Origin of the sequence: Streptomyces sp. NPDC051286 (assembly GCF_044455345.1) — a bacterium.
Classification (GTDB): domain Bacteria; phylum Actinomycetota; class Actinomycetes; order Streptomycetales; family Streptomycetaceae; genus Streptomyces.
On record NZ_JBITER010000028.1, the window covers coordinates 43862 to 61382 of the forward strand.

A 17521-nucleotide genomic window follows, 5' to 3' on the forward strand; every position below is an offset into this window, starting at 1 on the left:
GAATGCGAGCGAATTCATCATTCCGGAGCGAACCCTGCTCCACCCCCATGACGTTCGGTCATTCAACGCTGCTTTTCAGTCATCCATCCTCACGCCCGGTCAATCAGGTTCTTGATCACAAGCAGTCTTGCAACTGTTCTTCCCGGATGTCCCCGTGTGTACCGCTGATCTCCTTTCTGACTCCGGCCAACAGCTGCTTTCCGTCGATGGTCAGTTCGGCCGCCGCTTCGAGCGTGTCAAGTGCCTGCGGCACCCCGTCCAGGAACCGTTGGTCGAAGAGACCCAGCCCCACCCGCTCATAGGTCATGGACAGCAGCCGGGAGAAGGGAACGGACTTTTCCTGCCAGGGCGTCCGATGCTCCCAGGCTCCGTCCGATGCGTACAGATCCGTGACATCCACGAGGGCCCTGAGCTTGGCCCGCCGGAATCCCCGGAGCAGACCGAGTGCCAGTTCCTCGGCATCCGTGTACACGCCGATCCCCAACGCCCCGTAGCCGTGTCGCCCCACAGCGGGGTGTCCGGTGGTGAGCGGCGTCAGCACGATCAGGCTGCCCGCCGCTTCGGCCGTCTGCCCGGGCACGACCGCCGTCAGCCGTTCCCAGGCCCCGGCGAGTCCCGCGCTCCACGCATCGGCCTCGGACTGCGCGAGCCGGGGAGCGACGGGCGTGTCGAAGCAGTCCCGGTACGGGTCGAGGTCGTCGAGTACGAAGCCGGGTGCCCCCCCGACACCCACGTGGCGCACCGGAAGCCAGCCGGGGTCTTCCGTCGACGCCCGCACGATCCGCCGTTCGGCGGCGTGCCCGGCCCGCCGGATCAGGAATCCGTCGTCGGTGGCGCGCACGAGGGCAGTGCCGTGCTCCCCCGGCCCGCCGATCCGCACCTCTCCGAGGGTGGGGAGGAAGATGCTGCCGTCCCGGTAGACGACGGGGACATCCCGTTCGAGTCCGGCGCGTACGGCGGCAGCAGCCACGGACGACGAGAGCCGCAGCACCGCCGGCCGGTCGGCACCCGGCCGGTCGTCGTACACGGCGTCCAGCACGTCGAGCAGCCAGGTGCGGGTGTAGGGATGGGCCAGTACACCGTCCAGGCCGTCGGCGCCCGCTTCCGTCCGGTCCAAGGCCTGCACCAGCTCCCAGGCCTCGTCCCAGCGCTCTCCGCCCCGGCCGTCGAGGTCCGCGTGGAGCCGGGCGAGCAGGGTCCGCGTCAGGTCCTGGTGCGCGGCGATCAGCTCCTGCGGCTCCGCGACCGCGGCCGACTCGGTTTCCGCGGCCGTCCGCACCTCGATGCCGCGCACCAGTGCTTCGAGATCCGCGCAGTACACCGAGGGGTTGTCGAATCCGCGGTCCGACCGGTAGCGGTGCGTGTAGAGCCCCCCGCCGCACGAACGTACGACGGGGCAACGGCGACAGGTCTCGCTGACCCCGGCCAGTCCGAGCTGCCGCGCCCGGACCCCGGGGTGCGCCGCGACCTCGTCGAAGGCATGGGTGAAGACGTCGAACCCGGTGGAGGCCGCGCCTTCATAGGCGCTCTTGAGCGAGTCCACCTGTTCCAGCTGCCCGTCGGTCTCGACGACGACGAGGTCGGTGGGGGCCAGGCCCAGGGACTCGGTGAGACTGGGCCCGCCGCTCAGGCTGGACAGGACCGAGGAGAAGAAACGCACCGGCACCGGCCGGCCCTGCTCCCTCCAGCGGTCGAAGATCGCGAGGAGCCAGTCGGCATAGGCCGTGGGTGATCCGTCCGGACGCGGCGGTGGCTGGTCCCAGGTGGCGTGCGGAAGGAGGAAGTCGATGAGCGGTGGATCGAGTTCGGCCAGGGCGTCGAACACCGCGTGTGGATCGTTCCGGAGGTCGACGGTGCACAGCAGGCCGAGGTTGAGGTGCCGGTAGCGCTCCTGGCGGAGAAGCTCGACGGCTCGCAGGACCAGGGGGTGGCTGGTGCGTCCGTCGGCAAAACGGCGGTGCCGGTCGTTGGCGGCCCGGTCACCGTCGAGCGAGATGCCGACCTTGACGCCGAACTCGTCGAAGAGGTCGAGGTAGCGCGGGCTGAGCTGCAGGCCGTTGGTGTGGATCCGTAGATCGAGATCGGCGATGCCGTTCAGCGCCGAGGTGAGTTCCTCGCAGACGCGGCGCAGACGCGCGGGGCCCGCCAGGAGAGGCTCCCCTCCGTGCAGGATCACTGACACGGAGGGCAGCGCATGCGTCAGGGCATGCTCGGCCAAGCGTTGAGCGGTCCAGGAAATAGCCTCATCAGAGATTGCCTTAGGGCGGGTACGCCAGCTCTGATCAGCATGTTCATAGACGTAACAATGATCGCAGGCAAGATCGCACCTGCTGTGCACTTTGAGCACAATTTCACGGAAGGGGACCAGGGGTCCTGTCATTCCGTCAGTCTAGCCACCTTACGGCGCGACTCAGAGAGCCGAGCTGAAGGTTGACGCCTTGGTGGAACGGCCGGTTGACGCGCTGAATACCCGATCGAGCTTCCTGGTGGCTTCGACGCCACGGGTGTCGATCTCGGCGAGCGGCACACGGCTCTTCGCATTGGCGAAGGATGAGGTGGATTCGTTGGTCTTCACGGCCGTCCTTGATGGGATTGTTCCGGACACTGAAACGCTTCCGGCTACTGCATAAATGCAGTGTCCGGCGGCACGACTTTACTCCGCTGACAGCGCTTGGCAAATGCCGACGTCGCACGAAACGCAGCTGTCACACAGCTTTACGCCAGACGGAACGTGACTCGACATTCCTCCGTCGGAGTGAGGAGAGAAAGCGCAGGCAGGAGCGGATGACACGAGCCGGTTCCGGAAGGTCGGCCGCTCCCCTCCGCCGGCCTGTGCGCGGGCCGACGGAGGGCCCCTGCACCAAGGACGGGTGATGCGCCACCGCGATTTCGGCGAAAAGTACGCGGATTTGACTTCAGGACAGATGCGCGATGCCGCGTGTTCACTTCCACTCCGTTCACCCGCCCGGCGTCACGTTCTGCCGGTTCCGTCCGCGAACGCCTCCCGTCGGCTGCCTCCGGCGAGAGAACGGGCGGGTCCTGCCGGACCTCAGTCGAGCGGGGCGTTGAGATCAGTCCTCGCCCCCTTCATGCAGTCCAGGACGCGCTCGTGCGTGTCACCTACGACATCGGTGACCCTGAGCCGCACGTACAACGCCTCGACGTCACGGACGAATCGCTTCGAGAAGGCACCCATCAGCACCGTTTCGTGTCCCCCGGTACCCACCAGGGGGAAGCCCGTCCCGAAGCGGACGATCTGGAAGTCCTGCGCGACGACGAGCCCGGCAGCTGTCAGTTCGGTCACGGCCTCGTCGAGATCGACCCACCGCGCGCCGGCGGAGTCGGCCTGCCCGGTCAGGACCAGGCGGCAGTCCCAGGCATCGATCACGGCAAGGTGTTGCCCGCCGTTGAGCACGCCGACGCGCCACGCGGACGCGTCCTCCCTCAGATGCCCCTTCTGCCAGGATCCGCGCCAGCCCAGGTACGGACGCACCGTGCGGGCGTACTGCGCCCTGGCCAGGACCGCGCCGCCGGCGACGGCCAGCAGACTGCCCAGGGCGTCCATGTCGAGCAGGTGCAGGCGCCACGGCCATTCGGTCTGCGCCTCGGTTGTGATGTTGGACCGGATCACTTCCCAGAGAAGGATCGCCGTGAGCAGCGCGAGCAGCACAAGGGGTGTGGTGAACAGCAGTGGGCTTCGCCGGATCCTTCGTTGGGCACCGGTCGGCGAATGAACGTCGTCCTCGTTCGTTTCCGGCACGTTCGCTCCCCCGGCGAGAGGCGAGACCTGGACGCACCCTGTGTGGTAACTCGCCTGCAACAACAGTAAGTTGACCAACCATGCCACAGCTTCTCGGATCGCACGAGAGCGACCGGATCCGGACCCGGTGAAGCAGCCGGCGTCCGGGGCACCATTGCAGTGTCCGGGCGGGCGACCTTACTCTCGTGCACCCGGTCGGCCTCCGCCCACGCACGCGTGCGCCCCGGGCACCGCACAGGGGGCCTTCCAGACCTTCGGCCGGACCGGACAGGCCATCCGCCTGGCTGAACGAGCATGCCCAAAACTGCAGACGGGGTGAACATGACGGCGATTCCCGGACCGCTTCAGTCCATGGTCTTCAGGAGCGAGGACCTCCCGGCGCTCTTCCACCACACGGACGCCATCGCCATCGCACGCCAGCGGGAGGCGGTCAATACGACCCGCAGCCAGCTGATCCTGCTCGTGGCGGGTGCCGTGCCGGCGGCCCTGCCCTGGCACGGCGGAATCGGTGGCTCATTTCAACTCCTCGATGCTGTCGGCGCGTTGGCCTACCTCGGGGTTCTGGTCACGACGTATGTCGCTTCCCGGCGCAAGGCAAAGTCGCATTGGCAACTGAACCGCTCCGCCGCGGAGTTCATCAAGTCGATGTGCTGGCGCTACGCCGTCCACGGCTCCCCGTTCGACACCGGTACCGCGCACCCGGAAGCGGTGTTCGCGAGCCGGCTCGAAGAGGGTCTGCAGGAGCTCAGAAAGGTCGGCTGGGTGGACCCCCGGGACGAGATGAACGATGCCGGCAGCGGGCTCATCACGGAGTCCATGCGGGAGCTGCGGAGCAGGGCGTTCACAGTGCGCAAGGAAACCTACGTACGAGACCGGTTGATCGAACAGCGGCGCTGGTACCGCAGGCGCCAGCAGGTTTCGCGGCGCGGCGCGTTCGTCTGGTCGAGCGCCATCGCCGCACTGACCACGCCGGCGCTGACGCTCAGCCTGCTCCAGACGTTCGGGGCCGCCCGGTCCTTCGCGCTGACGGGCGCACTCTCGGCAGCGGCGGCCGCCTGCCTCGCCTGGAACGAGATGCGCCGCCATCACCCGCTGGTATCCGCGCACTCGCTGGTCGAGAAGGACCTGGAGTCGATGCAGGCCGCCATGGAGACCAGCCTGACCGAACGGCAGTGGCCGGTCGCGGTCTTCGAGACCGAGCGGATCGTCTCTCCCGAACACACTGACTGGCTGGCCCGGCACCGCATGTGAGGCAAGGCCAGTGGGATGACGTCCGATCAGGCGCGCTCGACCCCGTCGCGCCAGATCACCGTGACCGGGCGGCCGAGCGTCCGCGCGTACGTCACGATGTCCCCCGTGCCGCCGAGGCCGCGGGCCGGCCGGCCGTCCCACACCGCGAGCAGCCGGTCGCAGTGATCGGCGATATAGGCACCCGCCGCGTAGTACGCCTCGTCGGTGGAGTGCGGGAAGTCCAGCAGCACTTCCCGGGCCGCCCGGTCCTTGAGGCTCCGGTAGCGGGCCAGTTCGGCGCCGACAGCGAAAGATGTCTCGTAGTCCCCGCTCGGGATGACGACGGTCAGTTCGGCCCCGTGGGCGAGAGCCAGGTCGGCGAAGAGCTGATCCGCCCCCACGGCCAGGCTGGAGAGGGCTTCCAGGGAGCCGTCGAGCCCGCAGAGCGCCGCCCGGATCCCGGCCAGCACATGGGCGTGCGCCTCCTCGGGAATGCTGCGATGGCCGGTCACTCCGATGCGTTTCACGGACTGGAACCCCCTGGAGTGTCTCCGGGGGTTCCCGGAGGACATCCCTCCAGGAGGCTCAGCATTCGCCCCCGTTGTTCCTGCGCGACCGACCTCCCCCACATCCTCTCAAAAGCCGCGGGGTGTGCGGGAGCCCCCGCCCGGAATTCGGGCGAGGGCTCCGTCATGTGTGCGATCGGGCGCCGGTGCGTCAGTAGACGCTGACGCCGTATGCGCTGAGCGCCTCGGTGACCGGCTGGAAGTACGTCGTACCGCCGGAGCTGCAGTTGCCGCTGCCGCCCGAGGTGAGTCCGATCGCCTTGGTGCCGGAGTAGAGCGGACCGCCGGAATCGCCGGGCTCCGCACAGACATTCGTCTTGATCATGCCGTAGACGATGTCTCCGCCGCCATAGTTGACCGTGGCGTTGAGACCGGTGACGGATCCACTGTGGATGCCGGTGGTGGAGCCGCGGCGGGTGACGGACATGCCTACCGTCGCGTTGGCCGCGCTGGTGATGTCCTGGCTGCCGACGGTGCCCGCGTGGGCGACGGAGGTGTTGTCGTACCGCACCAGCCCGTAGTCATTGGTCGGGAAGCTGGATCCGACCGTCGGGCCGATGTACGTCGAGTTCGACGAGTTGGTGTACCAGGGCGGGTTGCCGTCGGTGCAGTGACCGGCGGTCAGGAAGTAGTAGGTGCTGCCGCTGCGGACGTTGAAGCCGAGGGAGCAGCGCCAGCCGGGGGCGTAGATGGCGTCGCCGCCGGAGAGTAGCTTGCTGAAGGTGCCGGACGTGCGCTCGATGCGCAGGGCGCCCGCGTTGGCGCCGGCGGACTTCTTGATCTGCTTGATCTCGGCCTGGGTGACCGTGCTGTCGGCGGTGACCACGAGGGTCTTGGTCGCCGGATCTATGTTCCAGGCGGTACCGCCGATGTCGGCGCCGAGCACCGCATCACTGGCGGCGGAGAGCTGGTCGGCGCTGAATGTCGTGGTGGAGTTGGCGTGGGCGCTGGGGACGGCGATTGCGGCGACGGCCACCAGGCCCGCGGCAACCGCGACAATCCGGCTTCGTCTCGCTGTGGCGCTGAGGGGGTTGGTGCGCTTGTTCCTCACTTGTCATTCCTCCCGAGGGGAAACGGGGGTCCGCCAGTGGGGTGGCCGGACCCGTGAGGCGCAGTCGGGGGCACGGCCGCATGTCCGTTCCGGATGCGACGTGCCCCTGACAAGCGCTGCCCGGGAGTATTCAAGGCGCCAACTTCTCGCGCAAGAGGGCCCTTTGGCCTGAGCCCGGGCGGACCAGGCCGGCCATCCGCACGGCCGCTCGCCCCACAAAGGTCCCGGCAGTGTGCTCGGTGCCGTCCGCCTCGACGGCAGCGGTCAACGGGCTCGAGGCGGACGGGACGTACACCGCATCCCGAAGAAGTGGGGCATCGGCGTGTCAACGATCGATCTCGCCGCCCAAGATCAAGTGACCCCGGGGCTGCTGAGAGCCTGTCGGGCGACCTCTGACCGGGCGGCCATCCGACAGGCTCTGAGCCGCGTCCGAAGCACGGCTCAGCAGTCGCACCCGCAGTCGCAGTCGCAGCAGTCGCAGTTACTGCAGCAGTCACCGCAGTTGCTGCAGCAGTCGCAGGCATCGCAGCAGTCGCCGCAGTCGCACTGGCTGCACAACCCCTCGCGGCGCTGACGGGTCCACGGGTCCTCGAAGGTCCCGCAGCACATCTGGCAGGTGCAGGCGAGTCCCGCCCACACCAGACAGCCCATGATCAGCCCGCGCCGGTCACGCGGCGGTTCCGGCGGGGGCGACGGCGGGCCGAACGGGCTGCCGGGGGTGTTCGGTGCGTACGGATTGCCGGGCGGCGCCCCGAAGGACCCGGTGACGCCGTGTCCACCGGTCCGGTGTGCATCCGCCTGATGGGAGCACGTCTCCGTGGCGAACGCGCGGTCCACCGATCGGCGCAGTTCATGCACGAGCAGCACATGCGCCAGCTTGTCGTCGGTGAATTCGGCGTCGCGCAGCGCCAACCGTACGCCGCGCAGCGCGTCGTCGCACAGCCGCCGGGCCTCCGCGCGCGTGGTACCAGTGGCGGTGAGCGGGTTCCAGGCGTCCGACGCCACGTCAGCTTCCTGGTCCTCCACGGCATCCAGCAGATGGGCCAGCCGCCCGAAGAGCCGGCCGGCCTCGGCGAGCGGCTCGGCATTCTGCGGCTTGCCCGCGAGTACGGCGGTGTGGGCGAAGGCCGCCGCGGTGGCCGTCTCGGTGGGCTCAGTGACCGTCAGCAACGGGGTGCCGAGCCCCGCAAGTCGCTCGATGCCGGTCTGCCGGTCGACGGCGTCGACGAGGACCGCGGTGTCGAAGCCCAGCTGAGCACCGGTGCGCGCCCCGGCCCTGTCCCAGCCCGCGGCGACCCGGCGGGCGGCCGCGGCGACCGGGCGGCGCTTCAACAGCCCGTCCCGGTCGGCGACGTGGTCCCGCACCTTCGCCGAGGCCAGCACCAGCGAGACGGCGGCGGCGAGCCTGGCCCCTTCGCCGCGGGCGACCGGCGCGGTCCGCATGGCGCGCAGCGGGCAAGGACCCGCAGTGCGCCGCCGGGCCGCGGTGGGCTCCGCCTGAGCTTCCGTCAGGACCGAGACGATCAGGCCGTCGTAGTTCGTGACGACCCGGGCGAACTGGCCGTGGTCCGAGCGAAGTGCGAGACAGAGCCCGCAGAGATGGGCCATCCACGCAGTCCTGAGCCCCTCGGACAACCGATGGGCGCAGGGCCTGACTATTCCGAACACGACAATCCCCCGAGAGCCGTTCAGCCATGCGCAGCGCTCGTGCGGGTGCGCGACAGGCATCGTATCGAGTGACCCGTTCACCCGTACGTCCCCCATGTCACCCGTACGGACCGGCGCATCATATTTTCTTTTCCCAGGGGTCCCATGCGGGAGGAACCGTGACGAATCGCCACATCTTTTGCACCAGTAGCGTCACGAATCGCCTGCATACCGACTATCCACTTGGCGCGCGATCCGCATCATGGTCGACCATAGGGATACGAAAGAGATGCGGAACACCAAGGAACCGCGGTGAGAGGAGGCGTCCATGGGATCGGTGCGCAAGGCGAGTGCCTGGCTGGGCCTCGTAGAGGACAACGACGAGCGTTACTACGACGACGAGTACGCCGAGGGTGCACGGACCGGGACCGGCAATGCCTGGGTGACCGACCCACGGGTGCAGGTGGTCTCCGAGGCGGCCGAGGAGACGGGGCGCCGGATCGCCACCGTCACCCCGGACAGCTTCCGGGACGCGCGCGCCATCGGCGAGCTCTTCCGGGACGGCGTCCCGGTGATCATCAACCTCACGGCCATGGACCCTGCCGACGCGAAGCGTGTCGTGGACTTCGCCGCGGGGCTGATCTTCGGGCTGCGCGGTTCGATCGACCGCGTGGCCACCCGGGTCTTCCTGCTGACCCCGGCCGACACCCGGGTGCTCAACGGCGAAGCCGTCGGCCGGCCGGCCGACGGCTTCTTCAACCAGAGCTGAGCAGGGCGCTCGCCGGATCGGTCCGGCCGGCGTCCCGTTCTACCGGAATGCGTCCAGGCCGGTGAGTGCCTTGCCCAGCACCAACTGGTGCATCTCCACGGTGCCCTCGTACGTGAGCACCGACTCCAGATTCGTCGCATGCCGCATCACCGGGTATTCGAGCGAGATCCCGTTGGCGCCAAGAATCGTGCGCGAGGTGCGGCAGATCTCGATGGCCTCCCGCACATTGTTGAGCTTTCCGAAACTGACCTGTTCCGGGCGGAGCCTGCCCGCGTCCAGCCGGCGGCCCAGATGGTGGGCGAGCAGGATGCCCTTGTGCAGTTCGACAGTCATGTCCGCGAGCTTGGCCTGAGTGAGCTGGAAACCACCGATCGGCTTGCCGAACTGTTCCCGGGTCTTCGCGTAGTCGACCGCTGCCTCGAAGCTGGCCCGCGCCGCGCCCATGGCTCCCCAGACGATGCCGTAGCGGGCATGGCTGAGACAGCTGAGCGGTCCGCGCAGGCCGGTGACTCCGGGGAGGACGGCGTCGGCGGGCAGCCGTACCTCGTCGAGGACCAGCTCGCTGGTGACCGAGGCACGCAGCGACCACTTGTGCTTGATCTCGGGCGCGGAGAAGCCGGGGGTGTCCGTCGGCACGACAAATCCGCGGATGCCCCTGCCGTTGCTGCCCTCGTCGGTCTGCGCCCAGACGACGGCGACCCCGGCCACCGAGCCGTTGGTGATCCACATCTTGCGGCCGCTGAGCACCCAGTCTCCCCCGCCGTCGCGCTTGGCGTGCGTCCGCATCCCGGCCGGGTCGGAGCCGTGGTCCGGCTCGGTGAGCCCGAAGCAGCCGATGATCTCGCCGGCCGCCATGCCCGGCAGCCACTGCTGCTTCTGCTCCTCGGAGCCGAAGCGGTGGATGGCGTACATCGCGAGGGAGCCCTGCACGGAGACGAGGGAGCGGATCCCGGAGTCGGCCGCTTCGAGCTCCAGGCAGGCCAGTCCGTACTGGACGGCGGTGGCGCCGGCGCAGCCGTATCCCTGCAGGGACATGCCGAGGGCGCCGATCGAACCGAGCTCGCGGGCGAGCTCGCGGATGCCGGGCAGCTCGCCGTTCTCGTACCACTCGGCAATGTGCGGCAGGATCCGGTCGGCGGCCCAGGCTCGGACGGTGGACCGGATCGCGAGGTCCTCGGGGCCGAGCAGATCGTCGATGCCGATCGGGTCGCCGGGGTCGAAGGGCGGGAGCTTCGACGGCTTCGCGGGAGATGGAGTGGACATGAGGGCGCCTCCGGCGGCTCGCACGATGCTAAAACTAGCAGTGTTAGTTATGGCGTCGTGCTGACGTTACGGCTCAGTGTGCCGCGCGTCCAGAGCCGGTGGCCTCGGCGGGTTGCCGTTGGGCAGGCACCGAAGGGGGCCCTTGCGGCGGGCCCTGGACCGGCGCGCCCTGGGGAGCAGGGAACGCGCGGGGCCCTCGCGACTCCACGGCGGCGGCCGCCTCGGCGGCCTCGCGGGGTTCGCAGCTCTCCACCGGCGGGCACTCCATCACCCGCGGGAGTCGCAGCGCGGCGAGCGCGCCCAGCAGCAGCAGACCGGCACTGACCAGCAGCGTGACATGCAGCCCGTCGATGAAGGCGTGCCGGGCCGTGCTCCGCAGCACCCCGCCCAGCGGGCCGCCCAGCTGTGCGGCGACCTGATACGCCTCGCCCAGGGAGTGGGAGGCGGCGGCGGAGGCCTCAGCGGGAACTCCCGCTCCGGAGAGCTTGGCCAGTCCGGGCGCGTAGGCGGCGTTCATGACACTGCCCAGCAAGGCGATCCCCATGCCCGCACCCAGCTGGTACGAGGTCTCGCCGATGGCCGCCGCACCGCCCGCCCGGTCCGCCGGGGCCTCGCTGAGCATCGATTCGTACGCCCCGAAGAGCGTGGACTGGAGCCCGAAGCCGAGCACGACGAACGCCACCGTCAGCAGGGCGGGCCGGTCGTGCTGCCCCATCAGGGTCAGGATCAACACCGAGGCGGCGGTGAGCACGAAGCCCCAGCCGACCATCCGGCGCGGTCCGACCCGGCGCAGGGTGTACGAGCCGGTCGCACCCGCGGCCATCGCGGCGAAGGTGAGCGGCAGCAGCCGCAGGCCGGTCTCCAGCGGGCTGAGGTCCAGGACCAGCTGCAGATACTGGACGGCGATCAGTTCCAGACCGACCAGGGCCAGCATGGCGAGGACGATGCAGCCGACCGCGGTGGAGAACGCGGGCCGCGCGAACATAGCGATGTCGATCAGTGGATGCGTACGGCGTTTCTGCCGACGGACGAACGCGACGAGCAGCGCCGCCCCGAGCAGCAGCGGCACGAGGGTGGCGGGGCCGAAGAAGCCCTCGCCGGTGCCCGCGTGCTTCACGCCGAGGACCACACCGAGCACTCCGGCCGCGGCCATCAGCGCGCCGAGCACATCCCAGGGGCCGTCGTCGCTGCCCCGCGATTCGGGGAGCAGCAGCCGGCCGACCGGCAGGATCAGCGCCATCAGCGGGATGTTGATCAGAAAGACCGAGCCCCACCAGAAGTGCTCCACGAGGAAGCCGCCGATGACCGGTCCGGTGGCCGCACCGACGGCGGCGACGGCGGTCCACACCCCGATGGCGACGGCCCGCTCTCGCCGGTCGTGGAAGACCTGGCGGAGGATGGACAGCGTCGCGGGCATGATCATCGCGCCGCCGACGCCCAGCAGGGCGCGGGCCGCTATCAGCACGCCGGGACTGTCCGCCATCGCGGCGATCGCGGAGGCGGCACCGAAGAGCGCGTAGCCGATCAGCAGGACGCGGCGGCGGCCGACCCGGTCACCGAGGGTGCCGAAGAGGATCAGCAGCGAGGCGCAGACCAGTGGATAGGCATCCACGATCCACAGCAGACCGACGGCGCTGGGCCGCAGATCCTCGGTGACGGCGGGTACGGCGACGTGGAGCACCGTCGCGTCGAGCGCCACGAGCAACAGGCTGAAGCAGAGGACGACCAGGACGACCCATCGATTGGCACCGCCGACGGCTGCGCGCAGCCGGAATCGGGCTGCGGTCGTCCCGGACATGCATGTACCTCCCAAAAGTCCCTCGCGCTCGGCAGGCCAACCGGGGATGCAGTGTGCACTGCCCCTCCAGGCCCGGCATCGACGGGCGAGTGATCCGTCAGCGTACGCGAGTTCGGCGTGGCCACACGTGGTCGATCTCATACCCTGGCAGGTCACGAGGTGTGGCGTACGCCACGCCGGACCGGCCCCGCCGACGGCGCGCGACCGTTCCGTGACCGGCCGGGCACCATCCGTCCACCCGCCCGTCGCGGCCGGAGAAATCGATACCTGCACCGCTCCTCATTTATTGGGAGATACTCAAACACTCTTCCGAAATAAGCGCGGAATAAATAGAGCGCGAGATCGCCGGGATTCGCTGACGGGTCAGGAATATTGACCCGACTGAGACATAGTCCACATCACATCGTCATCACAAAGCGGCCAGGACGGCCGGATCACGCACTCACTCGCTGTAACGTCGATTGGGTGCGTACCGACATCTTTGCCCGGCTGGACCGGGAGCCGGAACCGCCAAAGATAGAGCCACCGCGGATGAGCCGTCACCGCATCGCTCTCTTCGGCGGGACGTTGGCGTTCTATCTCGCCATCGTCGTTGCCGTACTGATGGGCTCCTGGCTGGTGACCCTGGACTGGAAGGTCATGCTCTTCCGGCCCTACCAGCAGTGGCCCGGAATCCATGCGTTCCTCGACTACTACGTCGTCCTCGGTCAGCGAGGCCCGACGGCCGTGATGGTCGCCTGCTGGCTCGGCTGGCGCTCCTGGCGGCAGCACACCCTGCGGCCCCTGCTGACCCTGGGCGCCTCGCTGCTGCTGCTCAATCTGACCGTGGGCGCCGTCAAGCTCGGCCTGGGCCGGCTCGGACCGCACTACGCGACCCAGATCGGCTCCGCGGAGCTCTTCGCCGGCGGCGATATATTTCCGTCCGGCCACACCGCCAACGCCGTGGTGACCTGGGGAATCCTCGCCTACCTGGCCACTACGCCGCGAGCCAGACGCTACCTGTCGGCCGTATCGGCGGTGGTCTCGCTCGGGGTCGGGCTCACGACCGTCTATCTCGGTACGCACTGGCTGAGCGATGTGCTGCTCGGCTGGGCCGCGGGGCTGCTGATCCTGCTGGGCCTGCCGTGGGTCGAGCCGTTGATCACCCGTGCCGAGGAATGGATCTTCGCGGTGCGCGAGCAGGTGCGCGCGCGTCGCCGGACCGCTCCCCCGGTGCCCGTCGCGGCCGGTGCGCCCCAGGCCGTGCCGCTGCTGAAACCGGACAGTGGTGGCGGCGCGGGCGGGAGCCCGGTGCTCGAACCGGTCGCCGCAGGCGGTCGCCCGGCCGCCTCGGCTCCTGCCACTCCGGCGGCGGGGACCCGGCAGCGGGCCCATACGCCGCACATGGTGCGCTCGGAGCGGACGCCGGTCACCCCGGCCGGCAGCCGGCGCCCGCCACACGCGGACCGAACGCCGCGCGGCGGCACAAGCCCCGCCCGCCCGGTGGCCGGCGGCTGACGGACCGCATCCCCATGCGGGAACGGTACGCACAGCCGCCCCCGCACACTCAAGGCCCCGACCTCGGTCGGGGCCTTGCTCATGACAGGGGCCTCAGCCGACCCAGCAGCGGGTCACCACGGCGTGGTCGACCTCGAAGTTGATCCGACCGGCCAGGTACTCCATGGTGATGATTGCCCCCGGCGGCAGAGCTCTGACAGTGCGCCAGCCGCGGGCACGGGCCCTCCGCTCGGCGGCTTCTGCGGCGAGGCCGACATACGCGTCGGGCGTGTCATCGGGCTGGACGGGACGGGTCGGGATAGGTGCCATGCCACTCACCGTAGGCGGCCCCGGACGGGTACGGAAGCCGGGCGCGGGCACCCGGCACTGCATCCTCACGTACCCCACCGGTCACGCTTGTGTCACAGGATCACGACGGCCGTTTCCCTCGCACTGGTTCACTCGAACGTGCGGTTCTCAGGCCGACGCACAGTAATCATGCACGCTTGTAAACGATCATCGAACGGGTCGGAAAATCAGGGGAAATACGACCAACCCGATGGTCGGAATTTCCTTCCCGCAAAGCATTCGAAAACGGGCCAGCCATCGGGAATTCACGCTTCCTTATGGCAGCCTTATCTTCCGGTCGGGATATCCACACCCTCCGACCGGGACCGGCGCCCGCATCCGCCCCTATACCGGACACAAGCCCGCCCTGACCGGCCGGACACGCCGGGCGAGCGGTCGGTCGAAAGTCCGCGGACCCCTTCAACCGAGTGCCCGGGAGAGCCGGTCCCGGGCCGCCCTGATCACATCGGTGAGCTCCTGCGGTTCGACGACCTCGAAGTCGAAGCCCATGAGCATCACGTGGATCACCAGGCTGTCGAGGCTCTCCGCGCCGGTGCGCAGCAGGCAACTGTCCGCGTCGATCGCCTCCAGTACTCCGGAGGACGGCGAGAAGCGCTCGGCGGCCAGCTCGACCGGCACCTTGAGCCGGATCACCGCATGCGTCGCGTAGGCAGTGGTGGAGACGCCCTTCGAGACATAGGCGGCCAAATCCTCGGCGGGCGGGCGGCGCGGAACGAAGCGGGGACCGTGCGGCGGCGTGGGGGTGATCCGGTCCGCCCGGAAGGTACGCCAGTCCCCGCGCTCCAGGTCCCAGGCGACGAGGTACCAGCGGCGCTCGGTGCACACCAGCCGGTGCGGTTCGACGGTCCGGCGCGACAGGGAACCGCCGTGGGACCGGTACGCGAAGCGCAGCCGCTCGCTGTCCCGGCAGGCCCCGGCCAGCTCGGTGAGGACGCCGGGGTCGACGGTGGAGGCGCCGGGTCCGCGCATCATGGGCACGGTGAAGGCGCTCAGGGCGCCGACCCGGCGGCGGAGCCGGTTCGGCAGGACCTGCTCGAGTTTGGCGAGTGCGCGCACGGAGGTCTCCCCGATGCCCTCGACGCCGTGACCGGCCGCGGTACGCAGCCCGACCGCCACCGCGACCGCTTCCTCGTCGTCGAGGAGCAACGGCGGCAGCTCGGCCCCCGCGCCGAGCTGATAGCCGCCGCCGGTGCCGGGGCTGGCGTTGACCGGATAGCCGAGCTCGCGCAGTTTGTCGACGTCCCGCCGGACGGTCCGTGGGGTGACGCCGAGCCGATCGGCGAGATCGGCTCCGGACCACTCCCGGTGGGCCTGCAGGAGTGAGAGCAGGCGCAGCAGTCGTGCCGAGGTCTCCAACATGGGGCGAGTCTGCCAGCAGTTGAGGACAGCTTGCTGTCCTCAACCCGTGTCAGTCGTGCCGCCGGGCCGGTTCCAGCCGTAGACAGAGGTCGTTGTCGGCCGAATAGCACGGGACGACAAGAATGTCCCCCTTGGCGGCCCGGGGCGGGTAGACGAAGATCTTCTTGCGGTCCCAGATGTCGTCGAGGATGCGCGAGATCCGGATCCCGCCGGTACCGCTCCCGCGCGGCCCGCCGGGGAAGAGCCACAGTTCCCACAGCTGCGGCGCGGTCACCGGTCCGGCGGTCGGCAGGTCGTACGGAAGTCTGAAGGAGAAACGTCCGTCCCTGCCGGTCACGGGCGTCCGGCAGCTCCGCTCGGGCCGGCCGGCCGGCCGCGCCTCCACGCATGCGTTGTCGCCGAGTTCCGCCCCGTACAGCGTCCCGTCGACGGTCATCGCGGCCGGGCCGAAGGTGATCGGCCCGGCCTCCGCGTGCGCCACGCGAACCCAGCAGCGCACGGCGAGCCGCCCGTCGGCGGTCGGGTACGGGATGCGGACCACGACCCCGCCGACCGTGCCGGCGGGGTCGGACGTGCGGTCGACCAGAGCCCGCAAATCCCTGATGCCGGGTTCGACAGCCGTCCCGCCGTCCGTGCCCGGCTGCTGCACCCAGGCATCCCAGCGGCCCTCGGCAAGCTCCGCCCTGCCCGGCAGCACGGCGCGCAGCCGCCCGTCACCGTCCGGGCTCAGGGGCAGCCGAACGTCCTCGACCGCCCGGTCGCTCCTCCCCTTCCTACCGCGCAGGCGCAGGAGCAGGACGGCCCCCGATGCCCCGCCCTCTCGGGGGTCCCGGAGGAAATCGAAGGTGATCCGGCCGTCGGCGTCGGCGATGCAGTCGGCGACGCAGCCGGCAGTGGACTCGGCGGGCGGTGTCGGCCGCAGCACCTGCGCAGTCACGCGGCCCTCCTCTTGCGGAGCGCATCGCCGGCCTTGTGGCCTAGCGCGTACATGACGTCCAGCACCGCGCCGCGGGCCCGGTGCACGCCCGTGCGCAGGGCGCTGTGCGAGTGGTGGCGTCCGCCGCGCCTGACGAGTTCGGTGTAGAGCCCTTCGTGGCGTTCGGCGATCAGCCCAGGGTCGAACCGTCGCGATGCGGCGCGGGCGGCCCGTCCCATCCGGTGCCGTGTTCCGTCGTCGTCGATCAGGCCGAGCACGGCTTCCGCCACCGCGGCCGCGTCCCCGACCGGCACCAGCCGTCCGTCGGTGCCGTCGTCGATGATCTCGCGTGGGCCGTGCGGGCAGTCCGTGGCGACGACCGGAAGGCCGCAGCGCATCGCCTCGACGATCGTCATGCCGAAGGACTCCCGGTCCGAGGTGACCGCGGCGATCGCCCCCTTGGGCCACTCGGCCTCCAGCGGGTTGACCGAGCCCATCAGGAACACGTGGTTGTGCAGGCCCAGTCGACCGATGAGCGTGTGCAGTGCCTGCCGTTCGTCGCCACCGCCATAGATACGAAGACGCCAGTCGGGGCGAACGGCCACCACGTCAGCGAACGCGCGGACCAGCACGTCGTACCGCTTGACCTTGTGCAGCCTCCCTGCCGCGATCACCCACTTGCTGTCGCAGTCGGCGGGTGCGACAGCGGGCTCGGGCACCCCGTTGGGGATGGACTCGATACGTACGCCGGGCAGCCGCAGCCCGGTCCGGTAGGCGTGTGCGTCGGCCTCGGTGACCGTCGTGATCGCGTCGAGCAGCGCGTAGCGGTGGCCGATCTCAAGGCGCAGCCGGTAGCTGTGACTGTCGAGAGTGAGGTGCTCCTGCCCGATCCGGACCGGACCGTGTCGGGCCTGCCGGCTGATCTGGACATTGAGCCCGGGGCGGGTGCCGACGACGACATCCGCCTCCAGGGAGCGCAGATGGCCCCCCACCCGTGCGTCGGTGAGCCGGCTGTACTGCCGGTACCGACTGTCGCCGCGGGCGAAGACGGCGGCGGGCCTGGCGTGCTCGATCGCGTCGCCGTCGTACGTCGGGCTCTTCTTCCGCAGGTCGACAAGGTGACTCATCCGTACGCCCGCAGGGGCACCCAGCGCGGGGGCGTCGCGGTGGCGGAAGACCGACACGATCTCGATGTCATGGTGCTCGGCCAGCGCAGCCGCGAGGTTGAACGTCGTGCGGATGGTGCCCCCGACCCCGTAGGCGTTGTGGAGCAGAAACGAAATGTGCATGACTCGCCGTTTCTCCCGGTTCGGCCGA

The 17521-nt window shown here is 69.6% G+C and carries 15 protein-coding genes; 3 read left to right on the forward strand and 12 right to left on the reverse strand.

The window, feature by feature from the left end; genetic code table 11:
- Positions 1–115: 115 nt before the first annotated feature.
- From fxsBH to ACIBB8_RS25550, 3 genes are all read right to left on the reverse strand, one after another.
- Complete coding sequence (gene fxsBH / locus ACIBB8_RS25540) at positions 116–2380, reverse strand: radical SAM/SPASM protein FxsBH, inactivated beta-hydroxylase extension form (RefSeq protein ID WP_398955825.1); 2265 nt, start codon at positions 2378–2380, stop codon at positions 116–118.
- A gap of 30 nt (positions 2381–2410) precedes the next feature.
- Entirely contained in the window at positions 2411–2575 is a 165-nt protein-coding gene (gene fxsA, locus ACIBB8_RS25545; RefSeq protein WP_398955827.1) for an FxSxx-COOH cyclophane-containing RiPP peptide, read from the reverse strand.
- Between the two features lie 474 nt (positions 2576–3049).
- Positions 3050–3760 carry a hypothetical protein gene (locus tag ACIBB8_RS25550; protein WP_398955829.1) on the reverse strand — a complete coding sequence of 237 codons (711 nt, stop codon included), beginning with the start codon at positions 3758–3760 and terminating at the stop codon, positions 3050–3052.
- 321 nt (positions 3761–4081) lie between these two features.
- Here ACIBB8_RS25550 and ACIBB8_RS25555 point away from each other — a divergent pair, with 321 nt between their 5' ends.
- Positions 4082–5011 (forward strand): DUF4231 domain-containing protein, encoded by a 930-nt coding sequence (locus ACIBB8_RS25555; RefSeq protein ID WP_398955897.1) that lies wholly within the window; start codon positions 4082–4084, stop codon positions 5009–5011.
- A 26-nt stretch (positions 5012–5037) separates the two neighbouring features.
- Here ACIBB8_RS25555 and ACIBB8_RS25560 read toward each other — a convergent pair whose 3' ends face one another.
- From ACIBB8_RS25560 to ACIBB8_RS25570, 3 genes are all read right to left on the reverse strand, one after another.
- Positions 5038–5517, reverse strand: coding sequence for a hypothetical protein (locus tag ACIBB8_RS25560; RefSeq protein ID WP_398955831.1), 480 nt, complete (start codon positions 5515–5517; stop codon positions 5038–5040).
- A 190-nt stretch (positions 5518–5707) separates the two neighbouring features.
- Positions 5708–6607 carry a S1 family peptidase gene (locus ACIBB8_RS25565; RefSeq protein ID WP_398955833.1) on the reverse strand — a complete coding sequence of 300 codons (900 nt, stop codon included), beginning with the start codon at positions 6605–6607 and terminating at the stop codon, positions 5708–5710.
- A 441-nt stretch (positions 6608–7048) separates the two neighbouring features.
- Positions 7049–8275: a DUF5685 family protein gene (locus ACIBB8_RS25570; protein WP_398955835.1), complete on the reverse strand. Its 1227-nt coding sequence runs from the start codon at positions 8273–8275 to the stop codon at positions 7049–7051.
- A gap of 307 nt (positions 8276–8582) precedes the next feature.
- Here ACIBB8_RS25570 and ACIBB8_RS25575 point away from each other — a divergent pair, with 307 nt between their 5' ends.
- Complete coding sequence (locus tag ACIBB8_RS25575) at positions 8583–9023, forward strand: cell division protein SepF (RefSeq protein WP_384360683.1); 441 nt, start codon at positions 8583–8585, stop codon at positions 9021–9023.
- Positions 9024–9062: 39 nt separating this feature from the next.
- Here the strand turns inward: ACIBB8_RS25575 and ACIBB8_RS25580 are convergent, their stop codons facing one another.
- Positions 9063–10286, reverse strand: a complete 1224-nt coding sequence (locus tag ACIBB8_RS25580) for an acyl-CoA dehydrogenase family protein (RefSeq protein ID WP_398955837.1) — start codon at positions 10284–10286, stop codon at positions 9063–9065.
- Positions 10287–10359: 73 nt separating this feature from the next.
- Positions 10360–12084, reverse strand: a complete 1725-nt coding sequence (locus ACIBB8_RS25585) for an MFS transporter (RefSeq protein ID WP_398955839.1) — start codon at positions 12082–12084, stop codon at positions 10360–10362.
- Positions 12085–12549: 465 nt separating this feature from the next.
- Here ACIBB8_RS25585 and ACIBB8_RS25590 point away from each other — a divergent pair, with 465 nt between their 5' ends.
- Positions 12550–13581: a phosphatase PAP2 family protein gene (locus tag ACIBB8_RS25590; RefSeq protein ID WP_398955841.1), complete on the forward strand. Its 1032-nt coding sequence runs from the start codon at positions 12550–12552 to the stop codon at positions 13579–13581.
- A 93-nt stretch (positions 13582–13674) separates the two neighbouring features.
- On the opposite strand, the gene ACIBB8_RS25595 is transcribed toward ACIBB8_RS25590, so the two are convergent.
- The 4 genes from ACIBB8_RS25595 to ACIBB8_RS25610 all read right to left on the reverse strand — a co-directional run bounded on the left by ACIBB8_RS25595 (position 13675) and on the right by ACIBB8_RS25610 (position 17493).
- Positions 13675–13890 carry an I78 family peptidase inhibitor gene (locus ACIBB8_RS25595; protein WP_398955843.1) on the reverse strand — a complete coding sequence of 72 codons (216 nt, stop codon included), beginning with the start codon at positions 13888–13890 and terminating at the stop codon, positions 13675–13677.
- Between the two features lie 438 nt (positions 13891–14328).
- Positions 14329–15288 carry a helix-turn-helix transcriptional regulator gene (locus ACIBB8_RS25600; protein WP_398955845.1) on the reverse strand — a complete coding sequence of 320 codons (960 nt, stop codon included), beginning with the start codon at positions 15286–15288 and terminating at the stop codon, positions 14329–14331.
- 49 nt (positions 15289–15337) lie between these two features.
- A complete protein-coding gene (locus tag ACIBB8_RS25605; RefSeq protein ID WP_398955847.1) occupies positions 15338–16225 on the reverse strand; it encodes a transferase in 888 nt (295 codons plus the stop codon).
- The gene (locus tag ACIBB8_RS25610) at positions 16222–17493 is read right to left on the reverse strand and encodes a glycosyltransferase (protein WP_398955849.1); all 1272 of its coding nucleotides are present in this window, start codon (positions 17491–17493) and stop codon (positions 16222–16224) included. Before ACIBB8_RS25610 ends, ACIBB8_RS25605 begins: the two co-directional genes overlap by 4 nt.
- Positions 17494–17521: the final 28 nt, after the last annotated feature.